The organism is Chryseobacterium sp. MEBOG06, from assembly GCF_021869765.1.
GTDB lineage: Bacteria > Bacteroidota > Bacteroidia > Flavobacteriales > Weeksellaceae > Chryseobacterium.
This window is the reverse complement of sequence record NZ_CP084580.1, coordinates 4,592,184-4,611,400: the sequence shown is the minus strand read 5'-3', so window position 1 is coordinate 4,611,400 and position 19,217 is coordinate 4,592,184. Positions and strand designations below refer to the sequence as shown.

11 protein-coding genes are annotated in these 19,217 nt (G+C 36.4%); all 11 read left to right on the top strand.

Annotated features, from left to right (window positions below):
* The first annotated feature begins 12 nt into the window (after positions 1-12).
* The 11 genes from LF887_RS21080 to LF887_RS21030 all read left to right on the top strand — a co-directional run bounded on the left by LF887_RS21080 (position 13) and on the right by LF887_RS21030 (position 18,961).
* A complete protein-coding gene (locus LF887_RS21080) occupies positions 13-1,101 on the top strand; it encodes a glycoside hydrolase family 99 protein (protein ID WP_236856228.1) in 1,089 nt (362 codons plus the stop codon).
* A 135-nt stretch (positions 1,102-1,236) separates the two neighbouring features.
* The gene (locus LF887_RS21075; RefSeq protein ID WP_410680447.1) at positions 1,237-3,015 is read left to right on the top strand and encodes a ComEC/Rec2 family competence protein; all 1,779 of its coding nucleotides are present in this window, start codon (positions 1,237-1,239) and stop codon (positions 3,013-3,015) included.
* A 145-nt stretch (positions 3,016-3,160) separates the two neighbouring features.
* Entirely contained in the window at positions 3,161-3,823 is a 663-nt protein-coding gene (locus tag LF887_RS21070) for a succinate dehydrogenase cytochrome b subunit (protein WP_236856226.1), read from the top strand.
* Positions 3,824-3,838: 15 nt separating this feature from the next.
* Entirely contained in the window at positions 3,839-5,851 is a 2,013-nt protein-coding gene (locus tag LF887_RS21065) for a fumarate reductase/succinate dehydrogenase flavoprotein subunit (RefSeq protein ID WP_236856225.1), read from the top strand.
* A gap of 24 nt (positions 5,852-5,875) precedes the next feature.
* On the top strand, positions 5,876-6,643 hold the full coding sequence (locus tag LF887_RS21060) for a succinate dehydrogenase/fumarate reductase iron-sulfur subunit (RefSeq protein WP_236856224.1): 768 nt from the start codon (positions 5,876-5,878) through the stop codon (positions 6,641-6,643).
* 295 nt (positions 6,644-6,938) lie between these two features.
* The gene (locus tag LF887_RS21055) at positions 6,939-8,483 is read left to right on the top strand and encodes a TlpA family protein disulfide reductase (RefSeq protein WP_236856223.1); all 1,545 of its coding nucleotides are present in this window, start codon (positions 6,939-6,941) and stop codon (positions 8,481-8,483) included.
* 108 nt (positions 8,484-8,591) lie between these two features.
* A complete protein-coding gene (gene rlmD / locus LF887_RS21050; RefSeq protein ID WP_236856222.1) occupies positions 8,592-9,998 on the top strand; it encodes a 23S rRNA (uracil(1939)-C(5))-methyltransferase RlmD in 1,407 nt (468 codons plus the stop codon).
* An 81-nt stretch (positions 9,999-10,079) separates the two neighbouring features.
* Positions 10,080-10,556: a hypothetical protein gene (locus LF887_RS21045; RefSeq protein WP_236856221.1), complete on the top strand. Its 477-nt coding sequence runs from the start codon at positions 10,080-10,082 to the stop codon at positions 10,554-10,556.
* Positions 10,522-11,184, top strand: a complete 663-nt coding sequence (locus tag LF887_RS21040; protein ID WP_236856220.1) for a DUF6048 family protein — start codon at positions 10,522-10,524, stop codon at positions 11,182-11,184. Before LF887_RS21045 ends, LF887_RS21040 begins: the two co-directional genes overlap by 35 nt.
* A 179-nt stretch (positions 11,185-11,363) precedes the next feature.
* On the top strand, positions 11,364-14,372 hold the full coding sequence (locus LF887_RS21035; protein WP_236856219.1) for a reprolysin-like metallopeptidase: 3,009 nt from the start codon (positions 11,364-11,366) through the stop codon (positions 14,370-14,372).
* Between the two features lie 167 nt (positions 14,373-14,539).
* Positions 14,540-18,961, top strand: a complete 4,422-nt coding sequence (locus LF887_RS21030) for a GEVED domain-containing protein (protein WP_236856218.1) — start codon at positions 14,540-14,542, stop codon at positions 18,959-18,961.
* The last annotated feature ends 256 nt before the right edge of the window (positions 18,962-19,217 follow it).

The following is a 19,217-nucleotide window of genomic DNA, read 5'->3' as shown; positions in this document are numbered from 1 at the left end:
TGATTTTTTACCATGAATTACTTTAACCGTTTCTTATTATCTATCATATTAACGTTTTTTTTCTCACACAGTTCTGCACAGAAGAAAGGGAGGGAAAACATTCAGATATTCTATTATGGCTGGTATGGTAATCCTTTAACAGACGGTAGTTACTCCCATTGGAACCATGATATTCTGCCCCATTGGAAAGACCCGAAATGGAATGATCTTGGTCATTATAAAGGAGGCAATGATATCGGAGCTAATTTCTATCCTGCTTTAGGAAATTATAGTTCTAACGATACAAAGATCATTGAAAAGCACATGAAAATGATCAAAGAATCCGGAGTAGGAGTTGTTGTGGTCAGTTGGTTAGGGAAAGATTCCTATACAGATAAAAGCATGGCTCAATATCTGGATATTGCAGATCGTTTTGGTTTAAAAATAGCATTTCATATAGAACCATTCTATAAAAATATCACTGAGCTTAAAGAGCAGCTTTCTTATCTTGTACAGACTTATTCTCATCATCATGCTTTTTATAAAAAGGCAGGTAAACCGTTATATTATGTGTATGACAGCTACAAAATTTCTAAAGAAGAATGGGCGAAACTGCTAGCTGATGATGGAGAGAAAACGGTTAGAAATACAGAGCTTGATGCATTTTATATAGGATTATGGGTAGAAAAGAATGATTCGGCTTTCTTTGATTCATCCGGTTTTGACGGGTTTTATACTTATTTTGCAAGTGAAGGATTTGTGTTCGGAAGTACCGTTTCAAATTGGAATTATCTTGCAGACTTTGCGAAACTGCATAATCTCATTTTTATCCCATGCGTAGGCCCTGGATATTCAGATACCAGAATAAGGCCCTGGAATGAGGCTAATTTTAAAAGCAGAGACAATGGTAAGTATTATGAAAATATGTTCGATGCTGCTATAAAAGTTAAACCGGAATTTATAGGGATCACTTCATTTAATGAATGGCATGAAGGAACCCAGATAGAACCTGCTATTCCTAAAAAAAGTGGGGATTTTACTTATGAAGATTATGGTAAAGATCCTGAATTTTATATTAAAGAAACGAAGCATTTGATGGATAAATTTCTTAAAGAGAAGTAAAGTAAATCTAAAGTTTCTTTTAGGAGTAAATAATCACGCGTTCTATTGGCGTTTTTACAAATAAAACAATATAGTTTCGGTAATTAGGGAGATGATGCTGTGATGATTAATTTCTTACTTTGGTGAGGTAATTGATTGGAATTGAATAAACAGCCTCTACTTATTTTAGTTATATGCTTTATTCTTGGAATATTGTTCCAGGATAAATTTTTATTAGAAGACGGTCGTGTTTATTTTGTGATAATCGCTAGTCTGGTAATTTTACTTGCATTGCTTTTTCATTCTTATTTTTTGCATAAAACAAAAGCACTTATTCTGGGAACCCTGTTCTTTTGTGCAGGAATTATTCTTCATTTCTTTAATGCAGACCCGGCAGAGCTTAAACCGTTCGGTAAGGAAAAAAGAGTTGTTGTTTTTATGATTACTCAAAAATTAAACTCGACTGAAAAGTATAAGAAATATGAAGGTATAGCACAGCTGGAAAACAAAAGTATTAAATCAGTTTTTTATCTTCCCAAGAATAGCAAAGACCTGGATTTTGTCCACTATTACAAGTCTGAAGTTTTCATTACAAAGCCTTATTCTCCACAATATGATTTCCAGTTTGATTACTCCAAATATCTGAAGCGAAAAAATATTCAGTATCAGATTTATCTTTCAAAAGAAATTTTATCTGCAGGACGGAATGATTTGAATATTTCAGATAAGATCCGGCAGCAGAGGTTTGAAGTTCTTAAGAAAATTGATGAGGTGAAAATTTCTGCTACAACCAGAGAGTTTTTAAAAGGAATTATTTTGGCAGACAGAACTGAGATGGATGCTGATACCATACAGGATTTCAATAAGTCCGGGCTTGTTCATTTTTTAGCGATTTCCGGGACTCATATTGTTGTCATTTTCGGAATGGTTTATTTCCTCATGATACGATTGGTTCCTTTACGATTCAGAAGTTATACCGTAATTTTTAGTTTGCTGTTTATTTGGCTCTTTTCAGGATTTATAGGGTTCGGAAATTCAGTATTGCGATCCTGTATTATGCTCAGTGTATATTTTATATACGTATTACTTCAGCGAAAACCCGATATGCTTCATTCATTGGCATTATCAGCGTTTATTATTCTTATTTTGGATACTCAGCAGTTGTTTGAGGTAGGATTTCAGCTGAGTTTTATAGCGGTATTAGGAATATTTTGGCTGAATAAGCCGTTACTGGATCATTTTCCGAAACAGGATACCTATTTGAAAAAACTTGTATTTAATACCATTACAATATCTTTGTCTGCTCAGCTGGCAACGCTCCCGCTCGTACTGTATTATTTTCATCAGTTTTCTTTTATCTCTATCATCGCTAATTTTATCGTTGTCCCTTTTTCAGAAGTAATTATTGTCTTTTCTTTCCTAATGACAACCCTCATTGCTATCGGCTTTGACTTTGAATTAATCAATATTCTCTATGATTTTATTATTCAGATCTTGTTAAAAGTTATACACGAATTTGCAGATGTTGATAAATTCTTTTTTGATGATATATCTGTAAATTTAGTTGAGGTGTTGCTGGCCTCAATAATTGTTTATTTACTGAGACCGGCCGTTCATAAATTTGATTTCAGAAACACAATGAATTTAATAATGGCCGTTTTGATGTTTTTTACGGTAAGAGCCGGATATTGCGCTGTTGAAAATCAGAAAGAAGAAATATTACTGCATGATTCTGGAAGAAATAAAGTTTTATCAGTAAAGACGGGTGGTAAGGTATGCTTCTGGATTTCGGATATGGCAGACCGTGACAAGATTTTACGGTTTATTGTTAAACCTTATTGTTCTTCAAGAAGGGTAGATCGTTTTATAATAAAACCACTCCCAGGGTCTGTGCAGAAAGTAGTTTTTAAAGATCAGATTTATGATATAAAATAAGGTTTTTGTTTTTATATTTTTCCTGTATTTATAAAGTATTATAATCTTATTTAGAAAGATTACAAACTGTCTAATTGTGAGATTTCTCACTTTTCGATATTGTTAACATTTCCTAATTTTGTAGGAAATTCAAATTTAAACTTATATGGCAGGTTTAACGAGTTCTACGATAGGTAGAAAATACGCTATGGCATTATCAGCTATGTTTTTGCTGATTTTTCTTATACTGCATTTGACAACCAATTTGTTATCAGTTCTAAACAAGGATGCATTTAATACAGCATCTGACTTTATGGGCTATAATCCTTTTGTGCAGTTCTTAATGCAGCCTATTCTTGGCTTTGCAGTAATATTCCATTTTGCGATGGGATTTGTACTTGAAATCAAGAATAACAAAGCGCGTCCGGTAAAGTACGCATCAAACAACGCGTCTGTGAATTCTTCATGGATGTCCAGAAATATGATTATTTCCGGAGCTGTTGTGTTGGCTTTCCTGGCGCTTCATTTATATGATTTCTGGTTACATGAAATTAATTACAAGTATGTAGAAGGGCTGGCTCCTGATGCAGAACGTTTCTGGCCGGAACTTCATGAGAAGTTTGCTGACCTTTGGAGAGTGGCTTTATATGTGATCTCTTTTGTTCTATTGGGATTACACTTAGCTCATGGCTTTCAGTCTTCGTTCCAGTCAGTTGGAGCAAGACATCCAAAATATACGCCGGTAATTAAGGCTTTTGGGAAATGGTATTCAATCCTTATTCCTGCAGGATTTATCATCGTTGCAGTTTTTCATTTTGTAACTCAATAATATCAATATACTAGTATGAGTAAATTAGATTCAAGAATTCCGGCGGGTCCTCTTAAAGACAAGTGGAAAAATCATAAAGACCATATGAACCTTGTTGCACCAAACAACAGAGATAAGATTGATATTATTGTTGTTGGTACAGGTTTAGCAGGTGGTTCTGCTGCTGCAACTTTAGCAGAGCAGGGATATAATGTAAAAGCATTTTGCTACCAGGATTCTCCAAGAAGAGCGCACTCTATTGCGGCTCAAGGAGGGATCAACGCAGCTAAAAATTACCAAGGAGACGGTGACTCTACTTACAGATTGTTCTACGATACCATCAAAGGTGGTGACTATAGAGCAAGAGAGGCCAACGTTTACAGATTAGCTGAAGTTTCTGCTAACATTATTGACCAGTGTGTTTCACAGGGGGTTCCTTTTGGAAGAGATTACGGCGGTCAGCTAGACAACCGTTCATTTGGAGGAGTTCAGGTAAAAAGAACGTTCTATGCTAAAGGACAAACAGGTCAGCAGTTATTATTAGGTGCATATTCTTCAATGAGCCGTCAGATCGGTAAGGGTAGAATTAAAATGTACAACCGTCACGAAATGATGGAATTGGTAATTGTAGATGGAAAAGCAAGAGGAATCATCGCAAGAAACCTGGTAACAGGTGAAATCGAAAGACATTCTGCTCACGCTGTTGTTATTGCTTCTGGAGGTTATGGAAACGTATATTTCCTTTCTACCAACGCAATGGGTTCAAACGTTTCTGCAGCTTGGAAAATCCACAAAAAAGGAGCGTATTTTGCAAACCCTTGTTACGTACAGATTCACCCGACTTGTATTCCGGTTCACGGAACGCAGCAGTCTAAACTGACTTTGATGTCTGAATCATTAAGAAACTCAGGAAGAATTTGGGTTCCTAAGAAAATTGAAGACTCAGTTGCGATCAGAGAAGGTAAATTAAGACCTGAAAATATTAAAGAAGAAGATAGAGATTATTATTTAGAGAGAAGATATCCTGCATTCGGAAACTTAGTGCCTAGAGACGTTGCATCTAGAGCGGGTAAAGAAAGATGTGATGCTGGATTCGGAATCGAGAATAATGAAACGAAAGAAGGTGTTTACTTAGATTTCTCTACAGAAATCATTAAAAAAGGTAAAGAAGCCGCTATCGAAAAACATATTCACAATCCTACAGATCAGCAGATCTATGATTTAGGAAAAGCTTGGATCGAGGAGAAATACGGTAACTTATTCGTAATGTACGAAAAGATTACTGCTGATGATCCTTATAAGACTCCAATGAAGATTTATCCTGCAGTTCACTATACAATGGGTGGTGTATGGGTTGATTATAATCTTCAGTCTACAATTCCAGGATGTTTCGTAATTGGTGAAGCTAATTTCTCTGATCACGGAGCAAACAGATTGGGAGCTTCTGCTTTGATGCAAGGTTTGGCAGACGGATATTTCGTACTTCCTTACACGATTGCAGATTACCTTTCAGCGGATATCAGAACAGGTACAATTCCTACAAACTCTGAAGATTTTGATAAAGCTGAAAAAGAAATTAAAGATAAAGTTGATTTCTTCTTAAATAATAAAGGAACTTATTCAGTAGATCATTTCCACAAAAAATTAGGACACATCATGTGGAATAAGGTAGGAATGGGAAGAACTCCTGAAGGTTTGAAAGAAGCTATTGCTGAAATTGCTCAGGTGAAAAAAGAATTCTGGGCAGACGTGAAAGTTCCTGGTGATGCCGATGGAATGAACACTGAGCTTGAAAAAGCATTCAGAGTGGCAGATTTTATTGAGCTTGGACAATTGATGGCTATCGATGCTTTACACAGAAACGAATCTTGTGGTGGACACTTCAGAGAAGATCATGCTACTTCAGAAGGTGAGGCAGAAAGAGATGATGTTAACTTTAAATATGTTGGAGCTTGGGAATATCAAACAGATGATATCACAACAGAAGTTCTGCATAAAGAAGACTTGATCTACGAAAACATTGAAGTTAAAGCAAGAAGTTACAAATAATCTCCAACCTATAAAAAAATAATTATGAGTGCAAAAAAAGGCCTTCATCTTACCCTAAAAATTTGGAGACAAAAAAATAGCAAAACTAAAGGTCAGTTCGAGACCTACAAAATATCAGATGTTTCTACAGATTCTTCTTTCTTAGAGATGTTAGATATTTTGAACGAAAATATTATTAACGAGGGAAAGGAACCTATCGCTTTCGATCACGACTGTCGTGAAGGAATCTGCGGAATGTGTTCTCTTTACATCAATGGTAGAGCACACGGCCCGGATACAGGTATTACAACTTGTCAGCTTCACATGAGAATGTTCAAAGACGGTGAAACTATCGTTATTGAACCTTGGAGAAGTGCTGCTTTCCCTGTTATTAAAGACTTAATGGTAGACAGAAGCGCATTCGACAGAGTAATGGCTGCAGGAGGTTTTATTTCTGTAAATACTTCTGGTAATACGCTGGATGCTAACGCAATTCCAGTTCCTAAAGAAGATGCAGACAAGGCAATGGATGCTGCTGCTTGTATCGGATGTGGAGCTTGTGTAGCGACGTGTAAAAACGGATCTGCAATGCTATTTGTGGGAGCAAAAGTTTCTCAGTTTGCTTTACTTCCTCAAGGTAGAGTAGAAGCTAAGAGAAGAGTTCTGAACATGGTGAAAGCTATGGACGAAGAAGGATTCGGAAACTGTTCAAATACTGGAGCATGTGAAATTGAATGTCCTAAAGGTATTTCTCTTGAGAATATCGCAAGAATGAACAGAGAGTACATGGCTGCTCTTGTAGATCAAGGATAGAATTGATTCAAATACATAAAAATCGCCTTCATTTTGGAGGCGATTTTTTTTATGAAGGTTGATTACCTGTTAAAGTTTGTTAACTTATTGATAAGCTTTAGCATTCTTTTATTTAATAAGTATATATTTGAAGGGCATTTGAATTGTTCTAAAGAAATTTTTCATGTGCTTTTTAAAGGTGAAAATGTATTTAAAACATCACCTTTGATCGGTCCTAATAAAATTTTTAAAAAAAATAACCAGTGTGAATTAAGAAGCCCTAAAAAGCTTATTTTTGTATAATATTAAAATTGAAATGAAAAAATATCTTTTATTGTTTATCATCGCGATTTTCGTGATGTCTTGTTCAAAAAAAGTAGAGGTAAAAGGAAAAATTACTGGAAGTTCACCATTAGAAAGAATTGAATTTGTTGAAGCTTCAGGAGTAGGAACCTTGCCTTTGATTAATATAGGCTTAGATAAAGACGGCAACTTTTCAGGAAGCTTTGAAGCTCCAAAAGATGGTATGTACGTGATCAATTATGCAAACAAGCAAAACCTTATCTACCTTGAAGGAGGTCAAAAGGTTAATATTTCCGGAAATGCAATGACTTTTCCTAATGAATACGTGATTACCGGAGATGCTAAAAAGAATAATGATTTCCTTACAGCAAGTCAGAAGTTTCTGGGAGAATATGGTACTAAAGTTAATTTAGGAGCATTAATGAGCGGAGACGAGGCAGCATTTGTAAAAGGAATGCAAAAAGTGGAAGCTGACATTAATAAGAATATAGATGACCTTGCTCAGAAAAATAACCCTAGCAAAGGACTTTTAGCATGGAAAAAGAACGATGCTAAAGTAACTATTCTGAACCTGCTTGCTAACTATGAAATGTCACATGGTCCAATGTCTGGAAACCCATCTTACAAAGCTTCTAAAGCTTTTAAAGATTATGAAACAAAACTGGATGATGACAAAGATGCAATGGTTAAAGCTATTCCTCTTTACAGACAGTACCTGCTTGTAAAAATGACTCCCGATTTTCAAAAATACGCGGAAGCTAACAGCAAAGGGAAAACAGGAATTACCACTTCAGAGATGTTTGCTCAGTATTTGAAAACTAAGAAAGATCTGTCACAAACTGCAAAAGACTATCTTTTGGCATTTGTAATGGCTCAGGCTGATATTCACCCAACAACTCCTGCAGCGAACATTGATAAAATTAAAAAAATCATTGATACAGATATTAAAGATGCTACCATTAAAAGTGACTTGTTAAAAATGCAGGTAGCTATTACAGGACTTAAAATTGGAGATGCAGCTCCTGAAGCACCTTTGGTAAAACAAGATGGAAAGGCGTATAACCTTTCTGAAAACAAAGGGAAGCCTTATATGTTATTCTTCTACGCTTCATGGAATCCTTATATTGGTGAAGCTACAGTACCTGTTTTAAAAGAAGTAGTTAACTTCTATAAATCTAAAATGAACTTTGTATTCGTAAATGTTGACGATACTAAAGATCAGTTCATCAAAACAAGTAATTCTTTACTGAAAGGAATTCAGGGAGTAAACGTATATGGTGAAAAAGGAATGGAATCTGAGATTGCTAAGAAATATGGTGTTTACGGATTTAAATTACCTTGCTTTGTAATCGTTGATAAAGACGGGAAGATTGCCAGCAGATCTTTTGTGAACTTAGGTGAGCAGGAATTGGTGGTTATCCTTGATAAATTAACCGGTCTTTCAGCGCCAAAAGTAGAGCCGAATATGCAGCAGATGCCACAGCAATTGCAAATTGATCCTTCTGCACAACAGCAGGCTCCACAGCCAGCAAATCCTCAACCTGCTAAAGCAAAATAATAAACTTTAACATAGTATAGAGACCTTATCTTCGGATAAGGTTTTTTTTATTGTATTTTTGCAAAATGGAACCGAAAGGTTTCGTATTAGAAAAATAGAATTTATAGAATGAGAAAGAAGAAAGATATTATTCTTGAAAATATTAAGCTGTTAAATGCCGGAGCAAAAGGAGTCGCTATTGGTAAAACGGAAGACGGTAAAACAGTATTGGTTTCAGGAGCCATTCCTGGGGATATTGTAAATGTCAGAGTGAAAAAAGCTAAAGCCAAATATTATGAAGGAGTAGCAGAAGATGTTTTGGTAAAGTCTCCTTTTAGAGTAGAGGCTAAATGTATTCATTTTGGCACTTGTGGAGGATGTAAGTGGCAGAATATGAGTTATGAAAAGCAACTTGACTTTAAACAGGAAGAAGTATATAATAATATCAAAAGAATCGGAGGTATTGATGATTTTGAAACCGTACCCATTTTAGGTTCTAAAGAGCAGTATTTTTATAGAAATAAAATGGAGTTCTCTTTCTCCAATGCAAGATGGCTTACCCAGTATGAAATCAGTTCCGAAGAAAACTTTGGGAGTAAAGATGCTTTAGGATTTCATATTCCGGGAATGTGGAGTAAGATTCTTGATCTTAAAGAATGTTTCCTTCAGGAAGATCCTTCCAATGCAATAAGACTGGCTGTAAAAGAATATAGCGTTAACAACGGACTTGATTTCTTTGATGTGAGAAACCATGCAGGGTTTTTAAGAACCCTAATGATGAGACAGAATTCTAAAGGTGAATGGATGGTACTTTTCCAGCTTTACAGAGAAGAGAAAGAAAACAGAGAGAAACTTTTTGAATTCCTGTTGGAGAAATTTCCGGAGATCAAAACATTGGTATATGCTATCAATCCAAAATCTAACGACTCTATCTACGATCTGAACATCAATGTTTACTTTGGAGAAGGATACCTGATGGAAGAAATGGATGGCCTTAAATTTAAAATAGGACCTAAATCTTTCTTTCAAACCAATTATAAACAAGCTCTGGAATTGTATAGAAAAACGTTGGAGTTTGCAGATCTGAAAGGAGATGAAGTAGTATATGACCTTTATACAGGAACCGGAACCATTGCACAGTATGTGGCTAGAAATGCAAAACAGGTAATAGGAATAGAATCTGTACAGGAAGCAATAGATGCTGCCATTGAGCATGCTGAATTAAACGGTCTTACCAATACAACGTTCTATTGTGGAGATATGAAAAATGTCTTTAATGATGAGTTCTTAGAAAATCATCCAAAGGCAGACGTCTTAATCACTGACCCTCCAAGAGATGGAATGCATCAGAAAGTAGTAGAACAGATTTTAAAACTGGCACCGGAAAAAGTGGTATATGTAAGTTGTAATTCTGCTACACAGGCAAGAGATCTTGCATTAATGAAAGAACATTATACGCTGGTTAAAATATTACCTGTAGATATGTTTCCTCAGACCCACCATGTAGAGAACATTGCGTTATTGGTGAAAAAATAAAAAATTATTTAAATTTGAATTTCAAATCTTAATATGAAACGCCAGTTCCATCTGACTAAATAAAAATATAAAAATATACAGATGAAATATTTTAAATTTCTTATCATAATATGCTTTTTAGGAACGCTTTTTTCCTGTGGAGGAGAGGATGATATTTGTGAAAGTGGAGAAGGTACCCCGAGAATGAAAGTCGCATTCAGATCTGCAGATTCGGATAAGCCAAAAACACTGGATTCACTATACGTGGCAGTGGATTATGGTTCCGGAAAAGTTGATTTGGGGAGGCTTGTGAAAATTGACTCAAGGCTTATTCCTTTAAGAGTAGATGATTCTCCTTACACTGATGTGTATTTTAAACTGACAATTAAAGGAGCTGAATCTAAAGTAAGAATCAACTATACTACAAAGTCGAGTTATGTATCTCCCGGTTGTGGTATTAAGAAGTATTATGAAAATTTAAAATCAGAATTAATAACCCCAAATCCCGTTCTTAAGCTGGAAGACGGACTAAATCAAATAGAGAATGAAGACAAGACTAATCTTTACCTTGTTTTTTAGTTTATTAGGAATAATAAGCTGGGCACAGGATAAAAAAGGAGAAGAAAAAAAGGAGCATACTAAATATGAACCCAATTTTATGGTTGGTCTTGATGCCTTGAATACAGGGATGGGATTTTTCTCAGACAGAAAGCTGTATCAGGGATTCATCTCTTCAAAAATTAGAGGAAATGTTCATGCTGTCGCAGAAGCAGGTTTCGAGAAGAATATATATCAGAAGAATGGTTATGATGCCAAAGTAAATGGTCCCTTTGTAAAATTGGGGGGATTCTATATGTTGGCAAAAGATGCAGAAAATGAATTCAACGGTTTTTATGCGGGAGGAAAAGTGGCTGGATCATTCTATAAGCAGGAATATATGGCAGTGCCTGTTCGTGGATTTGGAGGAAGTAGTTCTTCTGAAACTTTTCCCTCATCATCTCAGTCATCTTTTTGGCTGGAAGGCACATTGGGAGGAAGAGTGCAGTTGTTTACTTCCAATTTCTATATTGATGTGAATCTCCAGCCGAGATATTTGATGTATACATCCAAGCAGGATGATATCTATCCGATGATTGTACCAGGCTTTGGGAAAAGCTCTTCAAAGTTCAATATGGGATTTGCATGGAATATTGCGTATAAATTTTAGAAATAAAAAATATTTGCTTTTAAAGTATATAAAACACAAACTGTAGAACGTTCTACAGTTTGTGTTTTTTTTAATAAACATAAGTATTGACTGTGTTTTATTAAAAAATATTAAATCATTTGTTAACATAATGTTTAAAATAGTTATATTTGGCGAAAATTATAATTGTGTTTTAATTTATGAAAAGAGTATTTACTGCCTTAGTGTGTACTTTTATTGGTGGAGCAGCGTTCGGACAATGGACGCCAACTTCATTTAATAAGGTAGACAGCAAAAAAAGAGGAACGTTTACAGTAGAGAAATCTAATGTAAAACCTGACGGGTATTATAAATTGGACTTAGATTTGCTAAGATCTCAATTGAAGAATGCTAAAGAGATGGGGCCCAATGCTGCTCCGGTTATTATTTCTCTACCTAATTTGGATGGGAAAATTGAAAGATTCCAGGTGTATAGTTTTCCGGTTATGTCTAAAGATATAGCTGATAAATATGAGCTGGGTTCTTATGTGGGAACAAGTGTTGATGATCCAACTAAATATTTGAGATTCAGTGTTGCCCCTACTGATTTCCAATCTATGATTATCCATGGAGATCAGTATGAATTCATTGAGCCGGCTAACGCAGATAAATCTGTATATGCAGTGCATCCTAAAACAATGAAGGGGAAGAATGGATTTGTTTGTTCAACTGAAGAAAGTCCAAAAGCTAAAAAACAGATTCAGGCTTTATTCCAAAAAGGACAGTCTTTTGCCAATCAGCCAACAAACTTTGCTAAAAATTCTGATAAGAAGTACAGAACAATGAGATTGGCAATGTCTGTAACAGGTGAGTATACTCAGTTTTTTGGAGGTACAGGACCTGCTTTGACACAGATAAATGCGACAATGTCAAGAGTGAATGGAGTGTTTGAAAAAGACTTTGCATTACACTTGAATGTATTAAGTTATCCACAACTTATTTTTGATAATCCTGCTACAGATCCATATGATACTGTTACAGATGCAGCACTACCACCAGATGCATGGAATACACAGCTACAACAGCAATTAACTTCTGTAGTAGGAGAGGGGAACTATGATATTGGTCACTTATTCGGAGCTTCCGGAGGTGGTGGTAATGCAGGTTGTGTTGGTTGTGTTTGTATTAGCCCTACTACAGCAGACCCAGAAGGTAAAGGATCAGGGATTACATCTCCTGCTACAGGAACTGTAAATCCATCTGCAGCATATCCTCCATCAGGAGATAATTTTGATATTGATTATGTTGCTCACGAAATGGGACACCAGCTGGGAGCAAACCATACGTTCTCTATGAAGGTTGAAGGCTCAGGTGTAAATATGGAGCCAGGTTCCGGATCTACAATTATGGGGTATGCTGGTATTACAGGTGCTAATACTGATGTTCAGGCACATTCTGATCCTTATTTCCATGTTGCAAGTATTGAGCAGATTCAAGAAAATCTAATTGCTAAAACTTGTGATATTGAAACTCCAATTACAAATAATCCACCTGTAATTGCAGCTTTACCAACATATAATATTCCTAAAGGTACTGCATTTGTGCTTACAGCTTCTGCTACCGATCCTGAGAATGATCCTCTTTCTTATGTTTGGGAAGAAGTAGACGATGCTATCTCTCCTACACATAAAAATAATATTGGATTAACTAAAACCGGTGCATCATTCAGATCCAAATCTACAGGAACAAGCCCAACAAGGTATTTCCCTAGCTTCACATCTGTAATGAATGGAGTGTTAAACAATGCAAGTAATACTTGGGAGTCTGTTTCAATGCTTCCAAGAACGACAAACTTTGCTGTCACAGTAAGAGATAATAATACAAATGTTCAACAACAGCAGACTAGTAATGCTGTTCAGACAATTGTTGTTGGAGACAATGGTCCTTTCAGATTAGCAAGTCAATATGTAGGGGTAAATACTCCGTCACCAATTCAATGGATTGTTGCTAATACAAATACTGCTCCATATAACGTAGCAAATGTTAAAATTGATTATACTACAGATAATGGAACAACTTGGACTGTTTTAGCAGATTCGACACCTAATGATGGTTCTGAAAACTTTACTTTCCCTTCTTCAATGAATGGTCAGACAATTAAAGTAAGAATTTCTTCAATTGGGAATGTTTTCTATACTGTTGGGAATGTTACTATTAGTCCACTTTCTGCATGTAGCAGCGCTGCTCCTACTAATGTAGTGGTAAATAATATTACGTTCAATACTGCAAGCGTTACTTGGATGCCTTATACTGGGGCTACTTACAAAGTACGTTACAAAAAGACAAGTGGAAGTGTTTGGACTGAAATTAATACAACAGTTCCTTCTGTTAATTTGGATAACCTAATGGACGCTTCAGCATACGAAGTACAAGTTGCTGTAATTTGCGATTCTACACCGGGTAGTTATTCTGCATCAACTAATTTCAGTACACTAACTGTTACATATTGTTCAGCAGGAGGTAATGTTGGAAGTCCAATATATATATCAAATGTAACTGTAGGAAATATTAATAATACTACTACAGCAGCAGCAGGTTATACTAACTTTACAACCAATTCAGCTCTTCAGGTTAATTTGGTAAAAGGAAGTACATATCCTATTTCTGTTAAAGTGGCAAATTCAGCTACCTATGTTAGTGCTATAGTTGCCTACATAGATTTTAATAAAGATGGTTTCTTTGATGATAGCGAAGCTGTTATGGATCTTCCTTGTTCAACTTTTGCTAACAACACTGCTACCGGATCATTTACAGTTCCAAATACTGCTACTGAGGGAACGCCTCTGAGAATGAGAGTTGTTGGTCTGTATGTTGGTGCAGATAATCAAGATTATTACTTTCCTTCAAGCTATCTTTGTGGTGTTAATTTTCAATATGGAGAGATCGAAGACTATAACGTAGTTATTACAGGAAACCTTGCAACTTCTGAAACTAATGTGAAGAACAACGGTATTCAGATCTATCCAAACCCTGTAAGTGATATTCTAAATGTAACTAAAGTTTCGGATAAAGCGACTTATAAAATTTATAGTGCCGTCGGACAATTAGTAGATAGTGGAAATATCAATAATGGAAAAGTTAATGTTTCAACTTTAATTAAAGGTGGATACGTTATTACGATAGATGAGAAGGGCGCAGAGCAATTCAAATCTAAATTCATCAAAAAATAGAGTTAACTCTTAAATATTAGTAAATCCCCGGGACTTCCCGGGGATTTCTTTATTTAAAGCATAAGTGAATAAATTGTTTGATTTTTACAAAAAAAATCTAAAAGCACCTGTAAATTAATAATAAAAAATGATTAGATTTGTATGATTAACATTATAATGAAAACATTATGAAGAAACTCTTTACCTCTTTAATTCTGTTTCTCTGTTTGATTTGTACAGGCTTTGTATCCAAAGTCTCGGCTCAGGCAGGTCAGATCGGGACAGGAACTGGTACCTCTGTGTACCTCCCCATACGTTCCTACTACGGGTATAGCTACTCTCAGCAGATTTATACCGCTGCTGAAGTTACTGCTGCCATAGGTACATCTACCTATATCACATCCGTAAAATTTTATGTGAATACAGCTGTTCCCTCCCAGGATGTCTATAAGGATTGGGTAGTGTATATGGGAAATACAACCCAAACCGCTTTTGCATCCAATACCAACTGGGTTCCGTTTAGTTCTCTGACTCAGGTTTATTCCGGAGATTTACCCACTCTGACCAATGGAAACTGGGTGACTTTGCAATTAACCACTCCCTTTCAGTGGAATGGTACAGATAATCTTGTAATTGCTGTTAATGAAAAAACTCCGGGTTATTCAGATTCACCAGGTGTAGCTTGGGGATCTTACAATGTAACGGGAGGAAATAGAGGGATGGTTTATTATGAGGACACTGTCAATCCCAATCCTGCATCACCTCCTGCAGCAAAAGATGTACTAGCCAGTATTCCAAGAGTACAGCTGGTAAGTTATCTTTTGACTGCTTGTACAACAGCTCCTCCTGCTAATATTGCAGTAAGTAATTTAACAGCTACTACTGCGAATGTTACCTGGAATGCAGCTACAGGAGGTACTTATATTGTTAGATACAGACCTGTAGCAGGAGGACCATGGGTAACTATTAATGTACCGGGAACCCTTACAGGCAGCCAGGCATTGGCAGGGTTGATAGAACAGACTCAATATGAAGTTCAGGTAGCTACCATCTGTGGAGGTACTACAGGAGCATTCTCTTCTAGTGTAAACTTTACTACACCAGCTATTACATATTGTACTGCGGCTTCTACAAGTTCAATTATAGACGGATATATCAGCCAGGTTGCGGTGACGGGATTAGGTGCTCCTTCTATGGTAAGTAACTCAAACTTTAGTAATTATACAGATTATAGCACAGATCCCACAAGACTGGTTACTCTGGTAAGAGGTAATACAGCTACGGTTAGTGTTGCTAAAACATGGCCGGATTATCAATGGGGATTTGGAACAGCGGTTTGGATTGACTTTAACCGAAATGGTGTTTTTGAAGCCAGTGAAAGAGTATTAAACTCTGCAAGTAGTACAACAACTCCTGTTACAGCTACTTTTACCGTACCGGGAACTGCTTATAGTGGAAACCTTACAACAAAGATGAGAGTTGCTTTAGCTGAAAGTGTAACCCCTGGTGCTTGTGGAACTTTCTCTTATGGTGAAGTAGAAGATTATGCAGTGAGGCTGATTGATCTGTCTGCTTGTACAGCAGCACCTCCTGCCAATATCTCAGTGAATAACATATCACCTACCTCAGCTAATGTTACCTGGACCTCAGCAACGAATGCTACTTATATAGTAAGATACAAACCTGTAACTGCAGGAACTTGGTTATCAGTGAATGTCAATACACTGCTGGCAAGTAATGTTTTGCTTAACAATTTACTGGAACAGACTCAGTATGAAGTACAGATAGCTACTGTATGTGGAGGCACTACAGGAGCGTATTCATCCAGTGTACTCTTTACTACCCCTGCTATTACTTACTGTACAGCGGGGCCTACAAGTACTACTTCAACCGGGTATATTAATAATGTAACCGTTACTCCAACAAATACACCTATTATGGTGAGTGATTCAGGGTCAGATGGTTATAAAGATTATACCACAGATCCTACAAGGGTCATTATAATGGAAAGAGGTTCTACTACTAATAAAATTTCTGTAAACAAATACTGGCCGGCTTCTGCTACTTCTTATAGCGTGGCTGCATGGGTAGATTTTAACAGAAACGGTACTTTTGAAATAAGTGAAAGAATACTGAATACTACCTATAATACAACAACTCCGGTAACGGCAAATTTCGTTGTACCTACAACAGTAAGTGGGCTTGTTTATACAGGTACTCTTCCTACCCGTATGCGTGTTGTCATGAGATATTATGATACCGCTAATGCTTGTGGATCATTTACACAGGGAGAAGTTGAAGACTATGCTGTGAAGTTTGTAGATTCTCAAACTTGTACAACTGCTGCTCCAACAAATATTACAGTGAATAGCGTTACTGCTACTACAGCTACAGTATCATGGGTTTCAACAGTTGGTGGAACATATACAATTAGATATAGAGTAGCACCTAGTGGTACATGGCAGACCATTACAGTACCTGCAGGTCAGAATTTCTATACCATTACTGGTCTTACTGAGCAGACTAACTATGAAGTTCAGATTTCTACGAAATGCGGTACTTCTACAGGAGGGTACTCTTCATCAGTAACATTCACAACACCGCCATTAAGTTACTGTCCGATGACAGGTACCGGAACTAACGATCATATTTCAAATGTAACCGTTACTTCTTCAAACCTGGGAGTTCCTGTGATGAATAATACTTCAGTGCAAACGAATTATATCAGTTATGCAACCCCTCAGACACTTATTACTTTAGATGTTAATTCTCAAAATAATAAAATCTCTGTAGCAAAAGGCTGGACTGGTTCTACAGGAAATGACGCTGTAACAGCATGGATTGATTTTGATAGAAACGGACAATTTACAGATGCAGAAAAAATTCTGGTTTCTGGAGCAAGTACAGCTACTCCTGTTACTGCTACATTCTCTGTTCCTTCAACTGCTTATACTGGTGCACTTACAACTACAATGAGAGTTGTCTTGAAACGTACAAGTGCTCCTGTTATGTGCCAAAATGCAGTAGATGGTGAAGTGGAAGACTATAAAGTAAAAATAAGACCATGTAGCAATGCTACTCCAAATGCTCCTACATTTACTACAACCCATACCACTGCTACTATTACTATTACAGGGGCAGGGGTAAGCTACGTTGTGAGATACAGAGTTCAGGGAACTACAGCATGGACACAGGTGTATGCTTCTCAATTATTAGGAAACTTACCACTTGTTATTAGTGGGTTGACACCAGCTACTACCTATGAATTTGAAGTTGCAGCGATTTGCGGAGATGTGGTAGGAACTGCTACTGCAATAAATACATTCACTACAAGATGTGACCCAACGCCTCCAAGTGTTACAATTACTAATATTACCCCAACCACTGCATTGGTTACATGGAACCCAATTGTACCAAGTGCTACCTACTATATGCAATGGAGAAAAGTAGGGACTACAACATGGAATAATGTTAATCTTCCTGCTCCTCCTACCAATACATATGTACTAGGAAGTGTGACTCCTTTAGAGCCATATACAACGTATGAAGTGCAGATTGCTAATAAGTGTAACGGAGAAACAGCATTGAATTCATATTCAAATCCGAAAGTATTTACTACGGAAAGAATATGCCAGCTTCCTCCTCCTGGTTTAACGATTACCCAATTGTTACCAACATCAGCAGAAGTTAAGTGGGATCCGTTCCCGGGAGCGACCTATCTTCTTAGATACAGAAAAGTAGGTATTCCTAGCTGGACTGAAGTTCCATCATTAGTTAATAATTTAGTATTAACAGGTCTTACTGAACTGACAAAATATGAAATGCAGGTTGTAAATATCTGTAGTGGTACACCTGGAACTTATACTCCTCCATACTACTTTACAACTCCTACTGTGGTGTATTGTAAAATGGCTTCAGGAAGTTCAACAGGAGAACATATTTCTAAAGTTACAGTTAAGCCGAATGGTAAAAAGACTATGGAAAATGAATCAGGAGCATCAACTTATACAGATTATACAGGCGTTCCTAAGACTTTCATAGAATTGATTCAGGGATCTACAGATAATGAAATCATTATTGAGAAGAAATGGACTGGAAATACCTACAATGAAGGAATTGCAGTATGGATCGACTTCAACAGAAATGGAGAGTTTGATATCAATGAAAGAGTATTTACTTCACCTCCAAATACTACAAGCCCGGTATCAGGGAAATTCAATGTTCCTGTGGATGCCTTTGTAAGTATGACTGATTACAAATATGTTGTAATGAGAGTCGCAATGGAGAGAGATGGTATTCCAGTGAATTGTATCGGCTTCAAAAACGGAGAGGTTGAAGACTATACGGTAAGAATTTCTAAACCGGTAGTTGCTAATCCTCTTGATCAGACTGACATTATGATTTATCCTAACCCGGTAAGCTCAGTATTGTTTGTGAAAAATATTAGCAAAAGAGCTAAATATAAAATCTACAATTCAGCAGGGCAGGTAATCGCAGATGGTATCCTATTAAATAACCAAATCAACGTAAGCAGATTGATTAACGGTGTTTATGTAATAGATATCGATGATAATGGTAAAACTGTTCAAAAGAAATTTATTAAAGAATAATAGCTAAATTTCACATAGAATAAGCCTCCGGAAACGGAGGCTTATTTTTTTGCTCTATGAAAAATTTTTGATAGTAGCTTATGTGATTGAAATAAAAGAGATAGAATAAAATATCTTCCACTTTATTCTTTGCTCTGTCATCCATTCAAATAGGATCTGTAAATGAGTAATAAAGCATCCTGTTAAGGCTATACGTAGTCTTTTTCATTATGGTTGAGGGTTGACAGAAAACTTTTTATACGATCTAAAAGCTGGG